The organism is Providencia sp. PROV033 (assembly GCF_028484855.1).
Classification (GTDB): Bacteria; Pseudomonadota; Gammaproteobacteria; order Enterobacterales; family Enterobacteriaceae; genus Providencia; species Providencia alcalifaciens.
The window spans coordinates 12,899-32,871 of the sequence record NZ_JAMPSW010000027.1; the positions used below are offsets into that span (position 1 = coordinate 12,899).

Genomic DNA, 19,973 nt, shown 5'->3' on the forward strand with positions numbered 1-19,973 from the left:
CTGGCTGTATTTTTAAAGCAGTGGATGATTACTCAACCGTCACCGATTTAGCGAGGTTACGCGGTTGGTCTACGTCAGTCCCTTTGATTAAGGCGACATGATAAGACAGGAGTTGTAGAGGAACAGTATAGAAAATTGGTGCAATTAACTCTTCAACATGAGGTAGAGAAACAATTTTCATATTTTCGCTCGCTTCAAAACCTGCATCTTGGTCAGCAAACACATACAGTAAACCGCCACGCGCACGCACTTCTTCAATGTTAGATTTCAGCTTTTCTAGCAATTCGTTATTTGGTGCAACGATGATGACTGGCATATCCGCATCAATGAGTGCCAATGGACCATGTTTCAATTCGCCCGCAGCGTAAGCTTCTGCGTGAATGTAAGAGATCTCTTTCAGCTTCAGTGCGCCTTCAACGGCAATAGGGAACTGGTCACCACGACCTAAAAACAGTGCATGGCTCTTATCAGAGAAATCTTCAGCTAATGCTTCAATCACTTTATCCTGAGATAACATGCTTTCAATGCGCGCTGGCAATGCATGCAGAGCCGTCGCGATACGCTCTTCTAACTCTGGTTTTGCCCCTTTGAGGCGGCCCATGTAAGCCACCAGCATTAACAATACGGTTAGCTGAGTTGTGAATGCTTTCGTCGACGCAACACCAATTTCCGCACCGGCTTTGGTCATCAGGGAAAATTCAGATTCGCGAACTAATGAAGACGCACCCACGTTACAAATTGCCAGCGATGTTAAGTAACCTAGCTCTTTCGATAAACGTAGAGCCGCTAATGTATCCGCCGTTTCCCCTGATTGGGAAATGGTGATCATTAAGCTACCTTTACGGTGAGCGGGTTTACGGTAACGGTACTCTGACGCAATTTCAACATCACATGGAATACCAGCGAGTGATTCAAACCAGTAACGCGCAACCATACCTGCGTTATAGGAGGTTCCGCACGCTACGATTTGGATATGATCAACTTGAGATAGAATTTCGCTGGCTTTCGAACCTAATTCGCTCAGGTCGATGCCATTATTTTGGCTAAAACGCCCTTCAAGAGTGTTCTTAATTGCCATCGGCTGTTCATAAATCTCTTTTTGCATGTAATGACGGTAAGCGCCTTTATCACCTGCATCGTATTGAACATTCGATTCAATCTGTTCACGCTCAACTGGTGCGCCTTGCTTATCAAAAATACGCACAGTGCGGCGAGTCACTTCAGCAATATCCCCTTCTTCAAGGTAGATAAAGCGACGGGTGACAGGCAATAACGCCAATTGGTCGGAAGCTAAGAAGTTTTCGCCAACACCAAGGCCGATAACCAGTGGGCTACCAGAACGCGCAGCAACGAGTAAATCAGGATTACGGCTATCCATAATCACAGTGCCATAAGCGCCACGTAATTGTGGGATCACTCGCTGAACCACTTCCAGTAATGTACCGCCTTGCTGCTGTTCATGATGAACAAGGTGCGCAATAACTTCGGTGTCAGTATCTGAACTGAAGATATAACCGAGTTTTTTCAGCGCTTCTTTCAGTTCTAAATAGTTTTCGATAATTCCGTTGTGAACAACGGCGATATAACCTGAGGTATGAGGGTGAGCATTACGCTCACTTGGAATACCATGAGTCGCCCAACGAGTATGCGCGATACCCGTTCCACCAGAAACAGGATTTTTTTCTGCTTCTTCCGCCAGCATTTGTACTTTACCGACTTCACGTAAGCGTTGCAGATGACCTTCATGATCAACCACCGCCATACCCGCAGAGTCATAACCACGGTATTCTAAACGGCGAAGACCTTCTAACAGAATTTCCGCGATATCACGTTGTGCGACAGCACCAACAATTCCACACATATTAAGTTATTCCTAAATAAAGGGGTTATTCCCCTCTTATTGTCGCAACCTGATTATTGTTCAGCTTTCGCTGTTCCCCAGCCTTGTAGAAACGGGGAATTTTATTGTTTTATTTGTTTGCTACTTTTGTAGCGATTTTTATATTAAAAAAACTGACCGACATTGCTTAGACTGCTAATTCTTAGATAACTAATTCGTTCATAGCTAATCATAGGAGAGACTTGAATATCTCTCCTCAATATTTACTTATGTTTTATTTACTTATTTTTTCTTTACTGGGCGCTGCCAGTTTTTAATGTGCGTCTGTTTCACGCGGCTCACCACCAGCTCACCTTCGTTAATATCACGAGTGACTGTAGTACCCGCTCCAATTGTAGCGCCATTAGCCACACTGACTGGGGCAACCAACTGAGTGTCTGATCCAACAAACACATCATCACCAATAACCGTTTTAAACTTATTCACACCATCATAGTTACAGGTAATCGTACCCGCACCGATATTCACGTTACTACCAATTTGTGCGTCACCTAGGTAACTTAAATGCCCTGCTTTAGAGCCTAAGCCCAGAGACGCATTTTTCATTTCAACAAAGTTACCCACATGGGATTTCGCTGCTAATTTAGCACCTGGGCGTAAGCGAGCGAAAGGACCAACGGTACATTCCGTGGATAATTCAGAATTTTCAATCACAGAGTATGGGCTGATAATTGAGTTATCGCCAATCACACAGTTTTTAAGGACACAGCCAGTTTGGATCTGAACGTTATTACCCAGTGTTACGTTACCTTCGATGATCACGTTGGTGTCGATCACCACATCACGCCCATGAGTTAAGGTTCCGCGAATATCAAAACGGGCAGGGTCAATCAGCATCACGCCCGCTAACAGTAATTTTTCAGCTTGTTCTTTCTGGTAGATGCGCTCTAATGCAGCTAATTGCAGACGGTTATTCACCCCTTCCATTTCACTGAGATGGCTCGGATGCACAGTCGCAATTTTGTTACCTTCTTTATGAGCAAGCGCAATAATATCGGTAATGTAATACTCACCTTGGGCATTATTATTGTTCAGTTGGCTTAACCAGCGCTTAAAGTCTTTCCCGCTTGCCACCATAATACCCGTGTTGATTTCTTGGATTTTACGCTGCTCTTCGTTGGCATCTTTTTGCTCAATGATACCAACCACTTCACCATTTTCACGAATAATACGGCCATAACCCGCAGGGTTATCGAGAATAACAGTGAGTAAACCAATACCGCCTTCCGGCTTAGCTTCAACGAGTCGCTGTAATGTGTCTTTAGCGATCAGCGGTACATCGCCATACAGCATAACAATGTCTTCATCATCTTGGAAATGCGGTGCAGCTTGCTGCATAGCATGACCCGTACCCAATTGTTCTGCTTGTAGAACCCAATTGAGGTTTTGTTCACCCAGTTTTTCTTTCAGTAAATCACCGCCATGTCCGTATACCAGATGAATATCCGACGCACCGATTGATTTCGCAGTATCAATCACATGCTGAACCATTGGTTTACCTGCCAGCAAATGCAGAACTTTAGGTAAGTCTGAATACATCCGTGTGCCTTTACCGGCAGCTAAAATCACGACACTTTTTCTTTGCACAGTCATATTTTCCTGAAACTCCAACTTTGGGGTGAAAGTAAACCTATTTCCTGCATAAATTACTACATATTTCGCACAAATAAAAAAGCCAGTTAGTCAAACTAACTGGCTTTTTCTATATTGCTATCATTACATAAGCTTTTTAGTTAACTCGATAACTCGAAGTTTCGCTATTGCTTTTGCAAGTTCTGCTGATGCCTGAGCATAATCAACATCGCCGTGTGCTTTGCGGACATGTTCTTCCGCTTTGCGTTTAGCTTCCACTGCACGAGCTTCGTCTAAATCTTTACCACGGATCGCTGTATCAGCGAGTACGATAACGCCAGTTGGTTGAACTTCTAAAATACCGCCGGAGAGGTAAATTAGTTCTTCTTCACCAAACTGCTTCGTAATGCGCACCATGCCCGGTTTTATGGCAGTCAGCAGCGGGGTATGCTGCGGATAAATCCCCAACTCACCTTCACTACCTGTCACCTGAATTTTTTGTACTAAGCCTTCAAACATCTGTTTTTCCGCGCTTACTACTTTCAGGTAGTATGTCATTGCAGCTACCATATCAACCTCTCGTCAGATGGATTAAAGCTTTTTCGCTTTTTCCACAGCTTCTTCAATGGTACCAACCATGTAGAACGCTTGTTCTGGCAGGTGGTCGTAATCACCGTTCAGGATGCCGCTGAAGCCACGGATAGTGTCTTTCAGAGAAACGAACTTACCTGGTGAACCAGTAAAGACTTCTGCAACGAAGAATGGTTGAGACAGGAAGCGCTGGATCTTACGAGCACGAGCAACAACCAGTTTGTCTTCTTCAGACAGTTCGTCCATACCTAGGATTGCAATGATGTCTTTCAGTTCTTGGTAACGTTGCAGAATAGACTGAACGCCACGCGCAACATCATAGTGCTCTTGACCAACGACCAGTGGGTCTAATTGACGGCTAGTAGAATCCAGAGGGTCAACCGCAGGGTAGATACCCAGAGACGCGATTTGACGGCTCAGAACTACCGTTGCATCTAAGTGAGCAAAGGTTGTTGCTGGTGATGGGTCAGTCAAGTCATCCGCAGGAACGTAAACCGCTTGAACGGAAGTGATAGAACCAGTTTGAGTTGAGGTAATACGTTCTTGAAGAACACCCATCTCTTCCGCCAGCGTTGGTTGGTAACCTACCGCTGATGGCATACGACCTAACAGTGCTGATACTTCAGTACCTGCCAGTGTATAACGATAAATGTTGTCAACGAACAGCAGTACGTCACGACCTTCGTCACGGAATTTTTCAGCCATAGTCAGACCAGTCAGCGCAACACGCAGACGGTTTCCTGGTGGCTCGTTCATCTGGCCATAAACCAGTGATACTTTATCCAGAACGTTTGAGTCTGTCATTTCATGATAGAAGTCGTTACCTTCACGGGTACGCTCACCAACACCAGCGAACACTGAGTAACCTGAGTGCTCAATCGCGATGTTACGGATCAGTTCCATCATGTTTACGGTTTTACCAACACCCGCACCACCGAACAGACCTACTTTACCACCTTTCGCGAATGGACAGATTAAGTCCATTACTTTGATACCGGTTTCCAGCAGTTCAGTTGAGTTAGCTAATTCTTCGTAGCTTGGTGCAGCACGGTGAATAGACCAGCGCTCTTCTTCGCCGATATCACCTTTCATGTCGATTGGTTCACCCAGAACGTTCATGATACGTCCCAGAGTTGCTTTACCGACTGGTACTTCGATTGGGTGCTCTAAGTTTACAACTTCTAAACCACGGCTCAGACCATCTGATGTACCCATTGCGATACAACGGACAACACCACCACCTAACTGTTGTTGAACTTCCAACACCAGTTTTTCTTTACCGTTAATAACCTCAAGAGCATCGTACACTTTTGGTACGTTATCTTGAGGGAACTCGACGTCCACAACGGCGCCGATTACCTGGATAATCTTTCCAGTAGCCATCTTGAATCCTCTACGTAATTCGTAAACCTAGCTGTTAAACCGCGGCAGCACCAGAAACGATCTCGGTCAGTTCCTGAGTAATGCTGGCCTGACGAGCTTTGTTGTAAACCAACTGCAACTCTTTGATCAGGTTTCCACCGTTATCTGTAGCGGCTTTCATCGCTACCATTCGAGCGGCCTGCTCACTAGCTAGGTTTTCAACGACGCCCTGATAAACCTGCGACTCGATATAACGACGCAGCAGGGTATCCAGCAACGCCTTAGGATCGGGTTCATATAAATAATCCCAAGATTTCTTCTTCAGCGTTTCGTCATCGCTTGCAGGCAATGGCAGTAACTGAAGAATCGTTGGCTCTTGAGACATTGTATTGACGAACTTGTTGTTCACCACATACAGTTTATCTAAACGCCCTTCATCATAGGCTTGTAGCATAGAGTTAACTGGGCCAATCAAGTCAGAAAGGGTTGGGTTATCACCCATTCCGGTTACTTGCGAAACGACATTGCCGCCTACAGAACCGAAGAATGCTACCGCTTTAGAACCGATTAAAGCCAAATCAACCTGAACGTTTTTCTCAGACCACGTTTTCATGTCTGCCAGCAGTTTTTTGAACAGGTTAACGTTCAAACCACCACACAGACCACGGTCTGTTGAAACAACCAAATACCCGACGCGCTTAACTTCACGCTCTTCGAGATATGGATGTTTATATTCCAGATTACCTAATGCAAGGTGACCAATCACACTGCGCATGGTTTCTGCATAAGGACGGCTGGCCGCCATGCGTTCCTGCGTTTTACGCATTTTGGACGCCGCGACCATTTCCATCGCTTTAGTGATTTTCTGCGTGTTTTGCACGCTTCCAATCTTGGAACGTATCTCTTTTGCGCCGGCCATTTCTGCTTCTCCTTATTAACCAGACGGCCCATAAAAATTCACGGGCCGAATAGTATTACCAGGACTGGGTGGCTTTGAATGACTCGAGCAGTTTATTCAACTTAGCTTCGATATCATCGTTATATTTGCCCGCCAGACCAATTTCGTTCATAAGGTCAGCATGCTCGCGCTGTGCAAATGAAACTAATGCAGCTTCGAATGCACCAATTTTTGCTAACTCAACATCGTCCAGATATCCACGCTCTGCAGCGAACAGAGACAGTGCCTGCTCTGCTACTGACATTGGTGCATACTGTTTCTGTTTCAGCAGTTCAGTTACTTTCTGACCATGGCTCAACTGTTTACGAGTTGCGTCATCGAGGTCGGAAGCAAACTGAGCAAACGCTGCCAGTTCACGGTATTGAGCCAGTGCTGTACGGATACCACCAGACAGTTTCTTAATGATTTTAGTCTGAGCAGCACCACCAACACGAGATACTGAAATACCTGGGTTAACCGCTGGACGAATACCAGAGTTAAACAGGTTAGATTCCAGGAAGATCTGACCATCTGTAATCGAAATTACGTTTGTTGGTACGAATGCAGAAACGTCACCCGCTTGAGTTTCAATGATTGGCAGAGCAGTCAATGAACCTGTTTTACCTTTCACTTCACCTTTCGTGAATGCTTCTACGTAATCAGCGTTAACGCGAGCAGCACGCTCAAGTAAACGTGAGTGCAGATAGAAAACATCACCAGGGTATGCTTCACGTCCAGGTGGACGACGCAGTAACAGTGAAATTTGACGGTATGCGACAGCCTGTTTAGACAGGTCATCATAAACGATCAGCGCATCTTCACCGCGGTCACGGAAATATTCACCCATCGCGCAGCCAGAGTATGGTGCTAAGTATTGCAGTGCAGCTGATTCAGATGCAGTTGCAACAACAACAATGGTATTTTCCAGAGCGCCGTGCTCTTCCAGTTTACGTACTACGTTAGAAATAGTTGATGCTTTCTGTCCGATAGCAACGTAAACACATTTGATGCCAGAATCACGTTGGTTGATGATTGCATCGATCGCCAGAGCTGTTTTACCAGTTTGACGGTCACCGATGACAAGCTCACGCTGACCACGGCCGATTGGAATCATCGCATCGACTGATTTATAACCAGTCTGTACTGGTTGATCAACTGATTGACGGTCGATAACACCCGGAGCAATAACTTCTACAGGAGAGAAGCCATCGTGCTCAACAGGACCTTTACCATCAATTGGTTGACCCAGAGTATTCACTACACGTCCTAACAGGCCACGGCCTACTGGAACTTCAAGAATACGACCAGTACATTTAACTTTCATGCCTTCTGCTAAATCAGCATAAGGACCCATCACAACAGCACCAACAGAGTCACGCTCTAAGTTCAGTGCGATTGCGTAACGGTTGCCAGGCAGTGCGATCATTTCACCCTGCATGACTTCGGCTAAACCGTGAATACGAATGATACCGTCGTTAACGGAAACAATCGTACCTTCATTGTGAGCTTCACTCACAACATCGAACTGAGCAATACGCTGTTTGATCAGTTCGCTGATTTCGGTGGAATTCAGTTGCATATGCTCCAGTCCCCTTAAGACTGCAAGACGTCAGTTAAACGCTCTAAGCGACCGCGGACACTTCCGTCAATGACGAGGTCTCCAGCACGAATGATCACTCCAGCAATAACAGACTTATCAATTTTGCAATTCAGCTTAACTTTGCGTGACAGACGTTTTTCCATCGCTGCAGAAATTTTAGCTGACTGCTGTTCACTCAGTTCGTTCGCAGAAAGAACATCAACTTCAACAGTTGATTCCAGCGTATCGCGCAATTGAATAAATTGAGCTAATACTTCTGGCATCGTTGTTAAACGACCGTTTTCCGCCATAACACGAATCAGATTTTGAACATGCTCGTCAATTTCATCTCCACAAACAGAGATAAACGTTTTAGCTAATGTTTCTGGTGCAATAGAACCAGAAAGCAGCTCACCAACCTGTGCATTGCGCGTCACCTCAGAGGTGAAGGCCAGCATTTCTTGCCATTTAGCAACAGCTTGGTTTTCCACAGCAAAGTCAAAAGCTGCTTTGGCGTAGGGGCGAGCTACAGTAGCGATTTCAGACATGCCCCTCCCTCCTTACAGTTCAGCGACTAGTTTATCAACGATGTCGCTGTTAGCAGCTTCATCCACGGAACGTTCGATGATCTTCTCGGCACCTGCGATAGCAAGCATCGCAACCTGTTTACGTAACTCTTCACGTGCACGTTTACGCTCAGCATCAATTTCAGCTTGCGCTTGTGCTACGATTTTTGCACGTTCTGCTTCTGCTTCCGCTTTAGCTTCATCAATCATTTGAGTGCGTTGTTTATTCGCTTGCTCGATGATGACTTGTGCTTCAGCTTTCGCTTTTTTCAGTCGGTCGGTTGCGTCGGTTTGCGCCAGTTCCAGGTTCTTTTTAGCACGTTCTGCGGAAGATAAACCGTCAGCAATTTCTTTTTGACGTTTTTCTATGGCCGCCATAATTGGTGGCCATACATACTTCATACAGAACAAAACAAACAGGACAAACGCGATAGCCTGGCCGAGGATTGTTGCATTTAGATTCACAGACAATACCTCTTATTTATTAGTTAGTTAATGTTCTTAATATGTGCCGTAACGTTAATTAGGCAACAGCGAACATTACATATAAGCCCAGACCAACAGCAATCATCGGAATAGCATCGACCAGACCCATTACGATAAAGAACTGTGTACGCAGCAGAGGAATTAAATCTGGCTGACGAGCAGCGCCTTCTAAAAATTTACCACCTAGGATGCCGATACCGATCGCAGCACCGATCGCCGCTAAACCCATCATAATAGCGGCAGCCATGTACAGCAGATCCATACTCAGGTTTTCCATGACAGTCTCCAGTTTGTTTCAGTTAATACAATTATTGATAATAAAATTAGTGCTCTTCAGATGCCATCGACAGATAGACAACAGTCAGAACCATAAAAATAAAGGCTTGTAGCGTAATAATCAGTATGTGGAAGATAGCCCAAGGCAGGCTTAACAACCACTGTGACCACCACGGAAGCAGAGCCGCGATAAGAATAAAGATCAATTCACCTGCATACATGTTACCAAACAGTCGCAGACCGAGTGATACAGGTTTTGACAGCAGGCTAACCCCTTCAAGAATCAAGTTTACAGGGATAAATACCGGATGGTTGAAAGGCTGCATAGTGAGCTCTTTCGTGAATCCGCCAATTCCTTTCATCTTGATGCTGTAAAAGATTATTAGGATAAACACACCAATTGCCATCGACATCGTGATACTTACATCTGCGGTTGGAACAATACGCAGAGCAGGTAAACCTAAATAGTGCTCACCGATGTATGGGATGAAATCAATTGGAAGTAGATCCAGAAGGTTCATTAAAAATACCCAGACGAACACTGTTAATGCCAGAGGGGCAATAACTTTGCTCTTCCCGTGATACATATCACGGACTGAGTTATCAACGAAACCAATGATCAGTTCTATTGCAGTCTGTAACTTACCGGGTACGCCACTAGTCGCATTGGCTGCAACTTTTCTAAATAGCCACAGGAATAAAGCCCCGAGAACTACTGAGAAAAAAAGCGAGTCAATGTTTAACGCCCAAAACGTTGGACTAGCGTGGGGATCGACCAACTCAAAGGTACGTAGATCCAGCTGAAGGTTTCTCAGATGGTGACCTATGTACTCATTTGTAGTCATCACTTCTCCTGATGCAGACATGATGCCTCTTACCCTTTTGTAGTTTAAAAATACTTACCGTTTTACAACGGCTGGTGCAACAATCTGAACAATCAGCACCGCTAAATAGGTCAAACCCAGTGGTGTTAGTGACGCTTTAAACACACCAAAAGCAACAACTAAGACAGTAATTGTTGTAACAACCTTTAACCCTGCTCCTAATGCAAAGAACCAGGCTATGCGGATAGGTTCATCCTCTTCTTTTGCTTTTTGAAAGCGTGATAGCAGCATAAATACGATATTTGGTAAGCAGCATGCTAACCCACCAGCAAGAGCAGAGGCCCCCCATTCTATACTATTTGCACAGAAAGCCCCACTGAGGATTACAAAAGTTATTAACTGAATAGACAGTTGCTTAGTCGCATTACTGCCATAAAGGGAAACAAACATAACTTGTGTACTCCCAGCTCTCTCAGCCTAAGAAACGCTAAGGGTTGTATAAAACTGCCTTTGCTTAAATGTGTCAAGAGACAAAAACGTGCAAATTATACGGGCAGGCGAAATGAATTCAATCAGTAAGTAGCGAAAAGGTGAATAAATATTTAATTTTTTCGAGATAGCGCAGAATTAAGACAGGTGAGATTAATAATTTATTAACGATTAGTCGCCTAAAAATAACTTTATGTGATTAAGATCACAACAAATAGTAATCTCTTGATTAATAACCACACTCTTTATCTGGTTAGGAACCTATTTTTAAGCCATAAATCAAATAATTAAACTTGTTATTTTTTACACAAAAAATAGCAAATGATAATTTGAATATTTCATTATTAATGCTAAAACGATTTAGTAAAAATATTAGATTGGGAATATTATTACCCTTAACGTGATTATTTTTGATATATATTGGTTAATATCATGTAAATAATAAGTGAAATTAAAATAATTTTATTTTAATTAAATATAAAAATAGCCGTAACATTGTAAATGTACGGCTACCGCTCTAAAAGATAAAATAATTTTGCTCACAATTAAGTTATTTTTTTAATAGCTTAACCAAGTGCCGTTGCTCATCCAATTCAGGAATTTTTAGCTCTGTGATTGACTCAATTTCAAAACCCTCAGGGAGCTGCGCTAACTCTTCATCACGAACCACGCCTTTTAAGGCATAAAAGCGCCCTTCTTTCGCGGGAAGATGATGACACCAGCTCAACATGTCATTAAGTGAAGCAAAAGCTCGGCTGATAACCCCATCAAATCCCTCATTGGCAGGATACTCTTCCACTCTAAATTGCACAGGTTCAATATTCGTCAGACCGAGTTCATGTTGAACCTGCTTAAGAAAGCGTACACGCTTCCCTAAGCTATCAAGCAATACAAAGTGAGCATCTGGACGGACAATGGCCAAAGGAACGCCAGGAAGCCCTGGACCGGTTCCTACGTCGATAAATTTGTTACCCTTGAGATGTCCGTTCACCACGATGCTGTCCATGATGTGGCGAACTAACATTTGTTCAGGCTCACGTACCGACGTCAAATTGTAGGCTTTGTTCCATTTGTGCAGTAAGCCAACATAATCAACTAATTGCTGTTTTTGCTTATCCGTCAGTTGGATATCGGCTTTTGCCAATAGCTTTGTCAGTTTGCTGAGTAAATCCATATTATGCACTCCGACGTAGCATGCCTTGCTTCTTCAGCCAAACAAGCAGAATCGAAATTGCTGCTGGTGTGATCCCTGAAATACGTGAAGCCTGACCGATAGAAGTTGGTTTGTGGTCATTCAGCTTCGCCATAACTTCGTTCGAGAGACCTTTGACTTGTTTGTAATCTAAATCCACAGGAAGCAACGTGTTTTCATTACGTAATTGACGCTCGATCTCTTCTTGTTGACGTGCAATATAGCCTTCATATTTCACTTGAATTTCAACTTGATCTGCGGCTTGAGGATCTTCAACGCCTGGAGCAAACAAATTCAACGAAGTCAGCATTTGATACGTCATTTCAGGACGGCGTAGTAAATCTTCACCATTCGCTTCTTTGGATAATGGCACGGTCAAAATTTGGTCAATTTCTTCATGGTTATCTGATTTAGGGTGAACCCAAATGTCTTTTAAGCGTTGACGTTCTTTTTCGATCAATTCGACTTTTCGGTTGAAGTGTTCCCAACGAACATCGTCAACTAAGCCTAATTCACGACCTTTTTCAGTTAAACGTAAGTCCGCATTATCTTCACGTAACATCAAACGGTATTCCGCACGCGAAGTGAACATGCGGTACGGTTCTTTGGTTCCTAATGTGCACAGATCGTCAACCAGTACGCCCACATAGGCTTGGTCACGACGTGGGAACCAACCATCTAAGCCAAACGCGTGTTGTGCAGCATTCAGACCTGCTAATAAGCCTTGTGCTGCGGCTTCTTCATAACCTGTTGTTCCGTTAATTTGACCAGCAAAGAACAAGCCTTCAATAAATTTGCTTTCCAGCGTTTGTTTCAGATCTCGTGGGTCAAAGAAATCGTACTCAATAGCGTAGCCAGGTCGAACGATCCTTGCATTTTCCATCCCTTTCATAGAATGGACAATTTGCATTTGTACATCAAATGGCAGGCTGGTGGAGATCCCATTAGGGTAAATTTCGTTACTTGTTAAACCTTCTGGTTCTAAAAAGATTTGGTGAGCGTTTTTATCTGCAAAGCGCATCACTTTGTCTTCAATTGAAGGGCAGTAACGAGGACCTATCCCTTCGATGATCCCTGCATACATAGGGCTGCGATCTAAGTTATTACGGATCACATCATGGGTTTGTTCATTGGTATAGGTGATGTAACAAGGCACTTGCTGTGGATGCTGCTCTTGTGAACCTAAAAATGAGAATACAGGCATTGGGTCGTCACCTAGCTGTTGTGCCAGTTGACTGAAATCGATCGTTCTTGCATCAATACGTGGTGGAGTCCCGGTTTTTAAGCGATTTACACGTAATGGTAATTCTCTTAAGCGTTGAGATAACGTAATGGCTGGAGGATCTCCTGCACGACCACCACTGTAGTTTTCTAAACCAATGTGAATTTTTCCATCAAGGAAAGTACCCACAGTTAATACCACAGCTTTGGCTTTAAATTTTAAGCCCATGCGAGTAACAGCTCCGGTTACTCGGTTGTTTTCAACAATCAGATCTTCAACAGGTTGTTGGAAGATCATCAAGTTTGGTTGATTTTCTAATGCCGTTCTAACCGCTTGGCGATATAGCACGCGGTCTGCTTGTGCTCGAGTTGCACGAACAGCAGGACCTTTGCTTGCATTGAGCGTTCTAAATTGAATACCCGCTTTATCTGTTGCGGTTGCCATTAAACCACCAAGGGCATCAATTTCTCTTACCAGATGTCCCTTACCGATCCCACCGATGGCTGGGTTGCAAGACATCTGGCCCAATGTATCAATATTGTGAGTCAGTAATAGGGTTTGACGCCCCATACGTGCAGCTGCCATTGCTGCCTCAGTACCGGCATGACCACCACCAATTACGATGACGTCAAATTGCTCTGGATAAAACATGTGTGAACCTTAACGTTAGAAAATGCGGATTCTGCATTCGAGGAGTGAATTCTACTCAAGTTTGTTGGGGAGACCAAGCCCTGACCTCCCGCCTATATAATATAAAGATCTTTTTTATTTAAAGATCTCTTTATTAGATCTTTTATTAGGATCGACCATTTCTGTGGATAAGTGATTTTTCACTTTAAAGATCATCAAAGTGTAAAGGATCATATACTGTGAATGATCCGTGATCCTATTGCGTATAAGCTGGGATCTAAATAGGGACTTATGCACAGGCCTTGAACGACCTAAAACTTATAATCTGGATAACTACCGGTTAATACCATGATCTTACCGTAGTTATCCACAGTTGATTGCTGCTAATTTGAACAAATTAGAGTTCGTTTGCCCAAATTTTAACCCATTCTCCTGCAGGATCTTCAGGAATTTCGTGTTGCTGAACATCAATTTCAAAGCAATCACCGATCCTTTTCGCGCCATTTTCTTGTAATAAAGTATCTAGCGTGTGGATCGCACCACAAAAGGTATCGTATTCCGAGCTACCAATACCTACGGCACCATACTTGATCTTACTGAGATCAGGTGATTGAGACTGGATAGCTTCAGCAAGAGGTTGAATATTTTCGGGAAGATCCCCTGCGCCATGTGTAGAGCTAACCACCAGCCATAACCCTTCAAGCGGTAAGTCATCTAATTCAGGACCGTGCTGTATATCCGTTTCATAGCCGAGTTCTTCTAAAATCTCTGCCATATGCTCTGAGACATATTCGGCACTGCCCATGGTACTACCGCTAATTAAGGTTACTTTTGTTGCGCTCATGGTTATTCTCTTTCACATTAACAGGGCGCTATTGTACGCTGTGAATGAGCTGGGATCTACCTGTGGATAATGTGGTTATATCATTTTTTTTTCTAAGGGCTGATCGTACGCATGATCGGGTTTTGTAAGGAGATCAGCGTTTCTGTGGACTGTATTTCATCTATGGTCTGGATTTTGTTGATAAGTACGTCTTGTAGAGAATCTATCGATCGGCACATGACTTTAATAAAGATACTGTATTGACCTGTTGTGTAGTAAACCTCAACCACTTCTTCTAAAGCATCCAATTTTTTAAGGGCTGTATGGTAGTCTTTAGCACTTTTTAAAATGATCCCGATAAAACAGCAGACATCAAAGCCGAGTTGTTTTGCACTGATATCAATACGTGTGCCTTTTATGATCCCCGCTTGCTTCATTTTTTCCACTCGCACATGAATGGTCCCTGGGCTTACTGAGAATTTTTTGGCTAATTCAGCATAAGGTGTACGCGCATTGACCATTAATTCGTGAAGTATGTCACGATCGAGATTATCGATTTGATAATTTTCAGGCATTATTTAGTCTCCATTTTGATGATTATTCATTTTTATACCCATTTTTTTAATCAAAATAAACAGTAAAGGCTTTTTTTAATGATGGATATTGAATTTATACCTCATTTTGTTGCTTAATCTACACATCGGCTAATTACAGCAAACAAATTATGGGTAATATTATGGACAAGTCATTCATCGAACATCAGCAACAAATCAGTTTTGTTAAATCTTATTTCTCACGTTTACTTGAAAAAGAGCTTGGTCTCATTGAAGTTCAAGGTCCTATCCTGAGCCGCTTAGGCGATGGTACTCAAGATAACTTATCAGGCTGTGAAAAAGCCGTTCAGGTAAAAGTGAAATCCATTCCTGGTGCAACGTTTGAAGTAGTGCATTCTTTGGCTAAATGGAAACGCAAAACCTTAGGTCGTTTTGGTTTCAGCGAAGGTCAAGGTCTGTATACACATATGAAAGCGTTACGTCCGGACGAGGATCGCTTAACCCCAATCCACTCCGTCTATGTTGACCAGTGGGATTGGGAAAAAGTGATGGCAGATGAGGAGCGTACACTTACTTATCTGAAGCAGACAGTGGGTAAAATCTATAAGGCAATAAAAGAAACAGAAGCTGCCGTAAGTAAAGAATTTGGTTTGGCACCGTTCCTGCCAGACCAAATTCACTTTATCCACAGTGAAGAGCTGCTAAAACGTTACCCAGACTTAGACGCGAAAGGTCGCGAGCGTGCAATTGCTAAAGAATTTGGGGCAGTATTTTTAATCGGTATAGGTGGAAAACTGTCTAGCGGCGAATCCCATGATGTTCGTGCTCCAGACTACGATGATTGGACCACAGAAAACGAAGATGGTTTTAAAGGCTTAAACGGTGACATCATTGTCTGGAACCCTGTACTACAAGATGCGTTTGAAATCTCTTCAATGGGGATCCGCGTAAGCCCAGAGTGCTTAACTCGCCAGCTGGCATTAACTGGTGATGAAAAACGTATGGAGCTGGAATGGCATCAAGCATTAGTGAAAGGTGAAATGCCACAATCTATCGGGGGTGGTATTGGTCAATCCCGTTTAGTGATGTTGCTGCTACAACGCAAACATATTGGTCAAGTTCAGTGTGGTGTTTGGTCACCTGAAATGACTGAAACCGTTGAAGATATGCTGTAATTATCGATTAAAACGGCGCAGTAATCGGTTTTTTAGCCCTGTATCAAAACGCCAGATATGATCGAATATCTTCATGATACCGGGCTTCCCATAATTTGAGACAGATACCGCATGGAAGCGGTATTTACCAACTTTTTGAAGGGATTTTATTTTTTGGATCAGCTCATCAGGTAAACGTTGAGCCACAAAATCCGAAATCACAACCGCATCCGCATCACTCCACTGTTTTGATTCTAATTTTACGGTTGTTTCGCGTAAACATGCCGCTAAGTCAGTACCTCCACGAAATGTTTGGTGTAAGAAGCGCATACACTGTTCTAAACCATCTGCCGAGAGAAGATCATAATGGACTATTTCAGTGGAAAACAGCATGACATGGCAGGCTCGATTATCCGCCAGCGCAATTTTCATTAAAGCCAGACAAAAAGCTTTTGCACAGCGCTCGTTAATGCCTCCCATGGAGCCTGAAGTATCGATACAAACAACAAACGGTCCCCGAGGCTGTTCTTCATGCTGATGATGGGTTACTGGGCGCAAAACCTTGCGTTCCTGCCAACTTTCCCCTTGCAATCGATAGGTAATGAGCTGTTTCTCTAGTAGCTTTCGGTAAAATTCAAATTCGATATCTTCTAGCCCTAACATTGCGAGTTCAGCGGGTAATAACCGCAAAATATCATCACTTTGGTTTAAACCATTCACTTGTTCAGGTACTGTTTCTGGGACTTTTTCCATTACCGTCATCGGTTCAAGGATGACGTTATCATCCAGAAGAGATTTTGCAGATTGGCTGCGTCCTAACAGCTGGGCTATTTTCTCCAGTTCAGGTTGCTGACGTAAAAAATCACTGTAGCGGGCAATCAACTGGTCATTATAAGAAGCAGGGTTACTAAACCCTTTACTAAGATCCCATAAACGTCCTGAAGAGCGTTCATTTTCACCTAAAATATCCTCAAGGTTGCCACTGAGAGCTAAGCGTCGTTGTAGTTCCGCTAACAATTGCTCTTTTTCTTGTTCTAGGAGCTCTTTATGTAAAGTTGTTACTTGTAAAATCAAACTGATGCGCCAGCGTTGAACAATCAAAGATTGCCGTGCACTCCGATTTTCTATTTTCCCTTTTTGTAGTTGTAATGCTTCACGGTAAAACGGCGAATCCAGCTGCTCTAATCTGGCGATGACACTGGGTAATTGAGAGAAAAAAGTATCCGTGGGTATCCCTAATGATTTTTGGTATAGCCCAAATTCTTCAGATAATTGCTGGGGAACTAAAGCATCTTGTAGTTTTTGCTTAAGATCTTTTTTCCAACTGGAGAGATCTTTTAAGAGCGCTTTTTTTAATCGCGGGTGCTTTTCAAAAAAAACGGCCAGCTGTGGGGTAGCAAGAAGAGAAATAATAATCTCCTCAATGAGCTGGCTTTCATTCACGGAAAGCAGTAACTCTAACGACGCTAGGCTCATCATAATTAGTTAGCCACTTTGCCCAGTATTTGCTGACGGAGCTGTGTTAATTTATCGGTAAGCTTCATGAAACTCTCTTCGACACCTGCCAGCCAATGTGCTTCGATAAATAGATTGGGTTGTTGTTTTTCAAATTGATATTTTGCCCCTTGAATCTCATTTTGAATGGTATCCAGTTTATCTAACCACTCTTTATTATTTGTGGCGGGTGTCGCAGCGACGTTTTTATTTTGCAAATATAAGGTTGATGCTTGATGACTGACATCTAATAGCTGGATTTGGTTTAAATTATTCACTTCAGCTGCCAGTTCTTGGGCGAAACCAATACCATTAAGATGGGCAGATAACGTAGTTCCTTTATTTAAGAAATTCACCAACGCCTTTTTCTCAGTTGTGATAAATGTCACTTTCATATTATGCAGCTGCAATGGGCGATGTAAAAAGAGGGTCACACGTCCTTCGCTAATATTTTCAGGTAATACATAAGAGGCTTTGCGTGCAAACATCGCATTATTTTTTAAAACCTTAAACGCATCTTGATTATTTTGATCTTGCGTGGATGACATCCATTGTTGGTAAACTTGCTCAATTTCTCGCGTAAATTTACGTTGTTGCCAGCCATCCTCTTGAACGAGAGATTTGATCAACTGGGGCAGTAAATTCATAGACTGCATATCGTGCCATAAACAATCTTTGAGCAGCACAATATCCAAAGGTGAAACTGAATCCCGACCGTTAAAGAAAGCACTTGCCTGTAATAAATAAACGGCCTTCTTCCAGCGTCTATCAGAGACATATAAATTCTTTTCTGTTGCATCAATCTGTTGGCGTAACTGATAAATCAGTTCAAAACAATGATCGGGCAGCGAAATTTTGGGAATTTCTTTTTGCCATTCCCGGTACTCTTCTTCACTGATTTTTAGGTGATCAGGAACCAAATTCTCTTCTTGTGGATATTTGCCCGTTAATAAAGCACGGAAGTTTTGTTTTTCTTGAACTTTATCCAGCCAAATTCGCAGTAACATCCTATCAAAAAGTGCTTCAAGGCTATTATCAGCATCCGGCAGTTCATTAGATGCCGTCACTAATAAGCGCATCGGGATATTTTTTTCTACGTCCCCATTACGGAATTTACGCTCATTAATGGCGGTCAATAAGGTATTTAAAATCGCTGGACCCGCTTTCCAGATCTCATCCAGAAAGACAACTTCCGCATCCGGTAGATACCCTTTGGTTAACCGTTCATAGCGACCTTCATCTTTTAAGGCTTGAATGGATAGTGGTCCAAATATCTCTTCAGGAGTAGAAAAGCGAGTCATTAAATATTCGAAGGCATTAGCTTGGCGAAATGCATATTTCATACGACGGGCAATTAAGCTTTTCGCTATTCCCGGTGGTCCCAATAAAAATACGCTTTCTCCGCTGAGAGTCGCGAGTAAACACAAACGAATAGCTTGCTGACGTTCATACAAGCCACCTTCAAGGTAGTTGCTCAATTGGGCTATCCGTTCAGCTAATTGCATAAGGGGTTCCTTTTCTCTAAATAACTCGTCTAAGGGTTAGAGGGAGATGGTTATTGACCAAGCTATTGCTAGGTTATCCGTCCTTTTATTCATTGTGCAATCAGTTTCGTGATTTTTCTTTGATATTATTTGGCATAAAGCACACCTAATATCCGTGTGTTGGCGGATTGAATATTTACTGAGCAGGAACGATTCAGCGATAACTTATTCAATAAGTTAGCTTTTTATGCGTAAAAATAGGCAAACGAAACGTTTCGATAGTGATCACAAAACCAAGATAAGAATATTGAGTTGTGACTGTTCTTTACTATTATTGTATGAGCGAAACGTTTCGCTTGCGATGTATCGAAACCCCATAGTAGAAAAAACAGACTAAAAACGGTGGTAAAGAATGAAAAAAGGTATGCTGCTTAACGCTAATATTGCTGCCGTGATTGCGAAATTGGGTCATACCGACCATATCACGCTTGGCGATGCTGGCTTGCCAATTCCTACTGGCACAGAACGTATTGATTTAGCAGTGACACAAGGACTACCGGATTTCATGTCTGTTTTGCGGGTCGTTACCCAAGAAATGCAAGTAGAAAAAGCAATACTTGCCCAAGAAATCAGCAAAATAAATCCACAAATGGAAAAAGCTATTTTAGCCCATCTTCGTGAATTAGAAGCAGCACAGGGAAATCACATTGAAGTCATTTATTGCAGCCATGAGCATTTCAAACAACGAACTCATGATAGTAAAGCCGTGATCAGAACAGGGGAATGTTCACCTTACGCAAATATCATTCTTTGTTCCGGTGTGACTTTCTGAGGTGAC

19 protein-coding genes are annotated in these 19,973 nt (G+C 43.0%); 2 read left to right on the plus strand and 17 right to left on the minus strand.

The features are described from left to right. Nucleotides 1–28 precede the first annotated feature (28 nt). The 15 genes from glmS to asnC all read right to left on the minus strand — a co-directional run bounded on the left by glmS (nt 29) and on the right by asnC (nt 15,024). A complete protein-coding gene (gene glmS, locus PSF16_RS06895) occupies nt 29–1,861 on the minus strand; it encodes a glutamine--fructose-6-phosphate transaminase (isomerizing) (protein WP_154635899.1) in 1,833 nt (610 codons plus the stop codon). Nucleotides 1,862–2,122: 261 nt separating this feature from the next. Continuing rightward, complete coding sequence (glmU, locus tag PSF16_RS06900) at nt 2,123–3,493, minus strand: bifunctional UDP-N-acetylglucosamine diphosphorylase/glucosamine-1-phosphate N-acetyltransferase GlmU (RefSeq protein WP_006660645.1); 1,371 nt, start codon at nt 3,491–3,493, stop codon at nt 2,123–2,125. A 123-nt stretch (nt 3,494–3,616) separates the two neighbouring features. Beyond that, nucleotides 3,617–4,042 (minus strand): F0F1 ATP synthase subunit epsilon, encoded by a 426-nt coding sequence (locus PSF16_RS06905; RefSeq protein ID WP_006660646.1) that lies wholly within the window; start codon nt 4,040–4,042, stop codon nt 3,617–3,619. A gap of 21 nt (nt 4,043–4,063) precedes the next feature. Continuing rightward, on the minus strand, nt 4,064–5,446 hold the full coding sequence (atpD, locus tag PSF16_RS06910) for a F0F1 ATP synthase subunit beta (RefSeq protein ID WP_006660647.1): 1,383 nt from the start codon (nt 5,444–5,446) through the stop codon (nt 4,064–4,066). A 34-nt stretch (nt 5,447–5,480) separates the two neighbouring features. Beyond that, nucleotides 5,481–6,344 carry a F0F1 ATP synthase subunit gamma gene (gene atpG / locus PSF16_RS06915; RefSeq protein WP_006660648.1) on the minus strand — a complete coding sequence of 288 codons (864 nt, stop codon included), beginning with the start codon at nt 6,342–6,344 and terminating at the stop codon, nt 5,481–5,483. A 55-nt stretch (nt 6,345–6,399) separates the two neighbouring features. Beyond that, nucleotides 6,400–7,941, minus strand: coding sequence for a F0F1 ATP synthase subunit alpha (gene atpA, locus PSF16_RS06920; protein ID WP_006660649.1), 1,542 nt, complete (start codon nt 7,939–7,941; stop codon nt 6,400–6,402). Between the two features lie 14 nt (nt 7,942–7,955). Further along, nucleotides 7,956–8,489 (minus strand): F0F1 ATP synthase subunit delta, encoded by a 534-nt coding sequence (atpH, locus tag PSF16_RS06925; RefSeq protein ID WP_006660650.1) that lies wholly within the window; start codon nt 8,487–8,489, stop codon nt 7,956–7,958. Between the two features lie 12 nt (nt 8,490–8,501). Further along, a complete protein-coding gene (gene atpF, locus PSF16_RS06930) occupies nt 8,502–8,972 on the minus strand; it encodes a F0F1 ATP synthase subunit B (RefSeq protein ID WP_006660651.1) in 471 nt (156 codons plus the stop codon). 58 nt (nt 8,973–9,030) lie between these two features. After that, a complete protein-coding gene (atpE, locus tag PSF16_RS06935) occupies nt 9,031–9,270 on the minus strand; it encodes a F0F1 ATP synthase subunit C (protein ID WP_004246596.1) in 240 nt (79 codons plus the stop codon). Between the two features lie 46 nt (nt 9,271–9,316). Further along, nucleotides 9,317–10,135: a F0F1 ATP synthase subunit A gene (atpB, locus tag PSF16_RS06940; RefSeq protein ID WP_006660652.1), complete on the minus strand. Its 819-nt coding sequence runs from the start codon at nt 10,133–10,135 to the stop codon at nt 9,317–9,319. A gap of 33 nt (nt 10,136–10,168) precedes the next feature. Continuing rightward, entirely contained in the window at nt 10,169–10,543 is a 375-nt protein-coding gene (atpI, locus tag PSF16_RS06945) for a F0F1 ATP synthase subunit I (protein ID WP_272689017.1), read from the minus strand. A 589-nt stretch (nt 10,544–11,132) separates the two neighbouring features. Beyond that, nucleotides 11,133–11,756, minus strand: a complete 624-nt coding sequence (rsmG, locus tag PSF16_RS06950) for a 16S rRNA (guanine(527)-N(7))-methyltransferase RsmG (RefSeq protein ID WP_006660654.1) — start codon at nt 11,754–11,756, stop codon at nt 11,133–11,135. Between the two features lies 1 nt (nt 11,757). Further along, nucleotides 11,758–13,647, minus strand: coding sequence for a tRNA uridine-5-carboxymethylaminomethyl(34) synthesis enzyme MnmG (gene mnmG / locus PSF16_RS06955; RefSeq protein WP_006660655.1), 1,890 nt, complete (start codon nt 13,645–13,647; stop codon nt 11,758–11,760). 376 nt (nt 13,648–14,023) lie between these two features. Beyond that, the gene (mioC, locus tag PSF16_RS06960) at nt 14,024–14,470 is read right to left on the minus strand and encodes an FMN-binding protein MioC (protein ID WP_006663267.1); all 447 of its coding nucleotides are present in this window, start codon (nt 14,468–14,470) and stop codon (nt 14,024–14,026) included. Between the two features lie 92 nt (nt 14,471–14,562). Beyond that, nucleotides 14,563–15,024, minus strand: coding sequence for a transcriptional regulator AsnC (asnC, locus tag PSF16_RS06965; RefSeq protein WP_006660657.1), 462 nt, complete (start codon nt 15,022–15,024; stop codon nt 14,563–14,565). A 161-nt stretch (nt 15,025–15,185) separates the two neighbouring features. Between asnC and asnA the strand changes: the two genes are divergently transcribed. After that, nucleotides 15,186–16,178, plus strand: a complete 993-nt coding sequence (asnA, locus tag PSF16_RS06970; protein WP_272689018.1) for an aspartate--ammonia ligase — start codon at nt 15,186–15,188, stop codon at nt 16,176–16,178. On the opposite strand, the gene viaA is transcribed toward asnA, so the two are convergent. Together viaA and ravA are read right to left on the minus strand one after the other, a co-directional pair. Then, nucleotides 16,179–17,636 (minus strand): ATPase RavA stimulator ViaA, encoded by a 1,458-nt coding sequence (gene viaA, locus PSF16_RS06975; protein WP_006663269.1) that lies wholly within the window; start codon nt 17,634–17,636, stop codon nt 16,179–16,181. 2 nt (nt 17,637–17,638) lie between these two features. Further along, nucleotides 17,639–19,156, minus strand: a complete 1,518-nt coding sequence (ravA, locus tag PSF16_RS06980; RefSeq protein ID WP_006663270.1) for an ATPase RavA — start codon at nt 19,154–19,156, stop codon at nt 17,639–17,641. Nucleotides 19,157–19,547: 391 nt separating this feature from the next. Here ravA and rbsD point away from each other — a divergent pair, with 391 nt between their 5' ends. Then, entirely contained in the window at nt 19,548–19,967 is a 420-nt protein-coding gene (gene rbsD, locus PSF16_RS06985; RefSeq protein WP_006663271.1) for a D-ribose pyranase, read from the plus strand. Nucleotides 19,968–19,973: the final 6 nt, after the last annotated feature.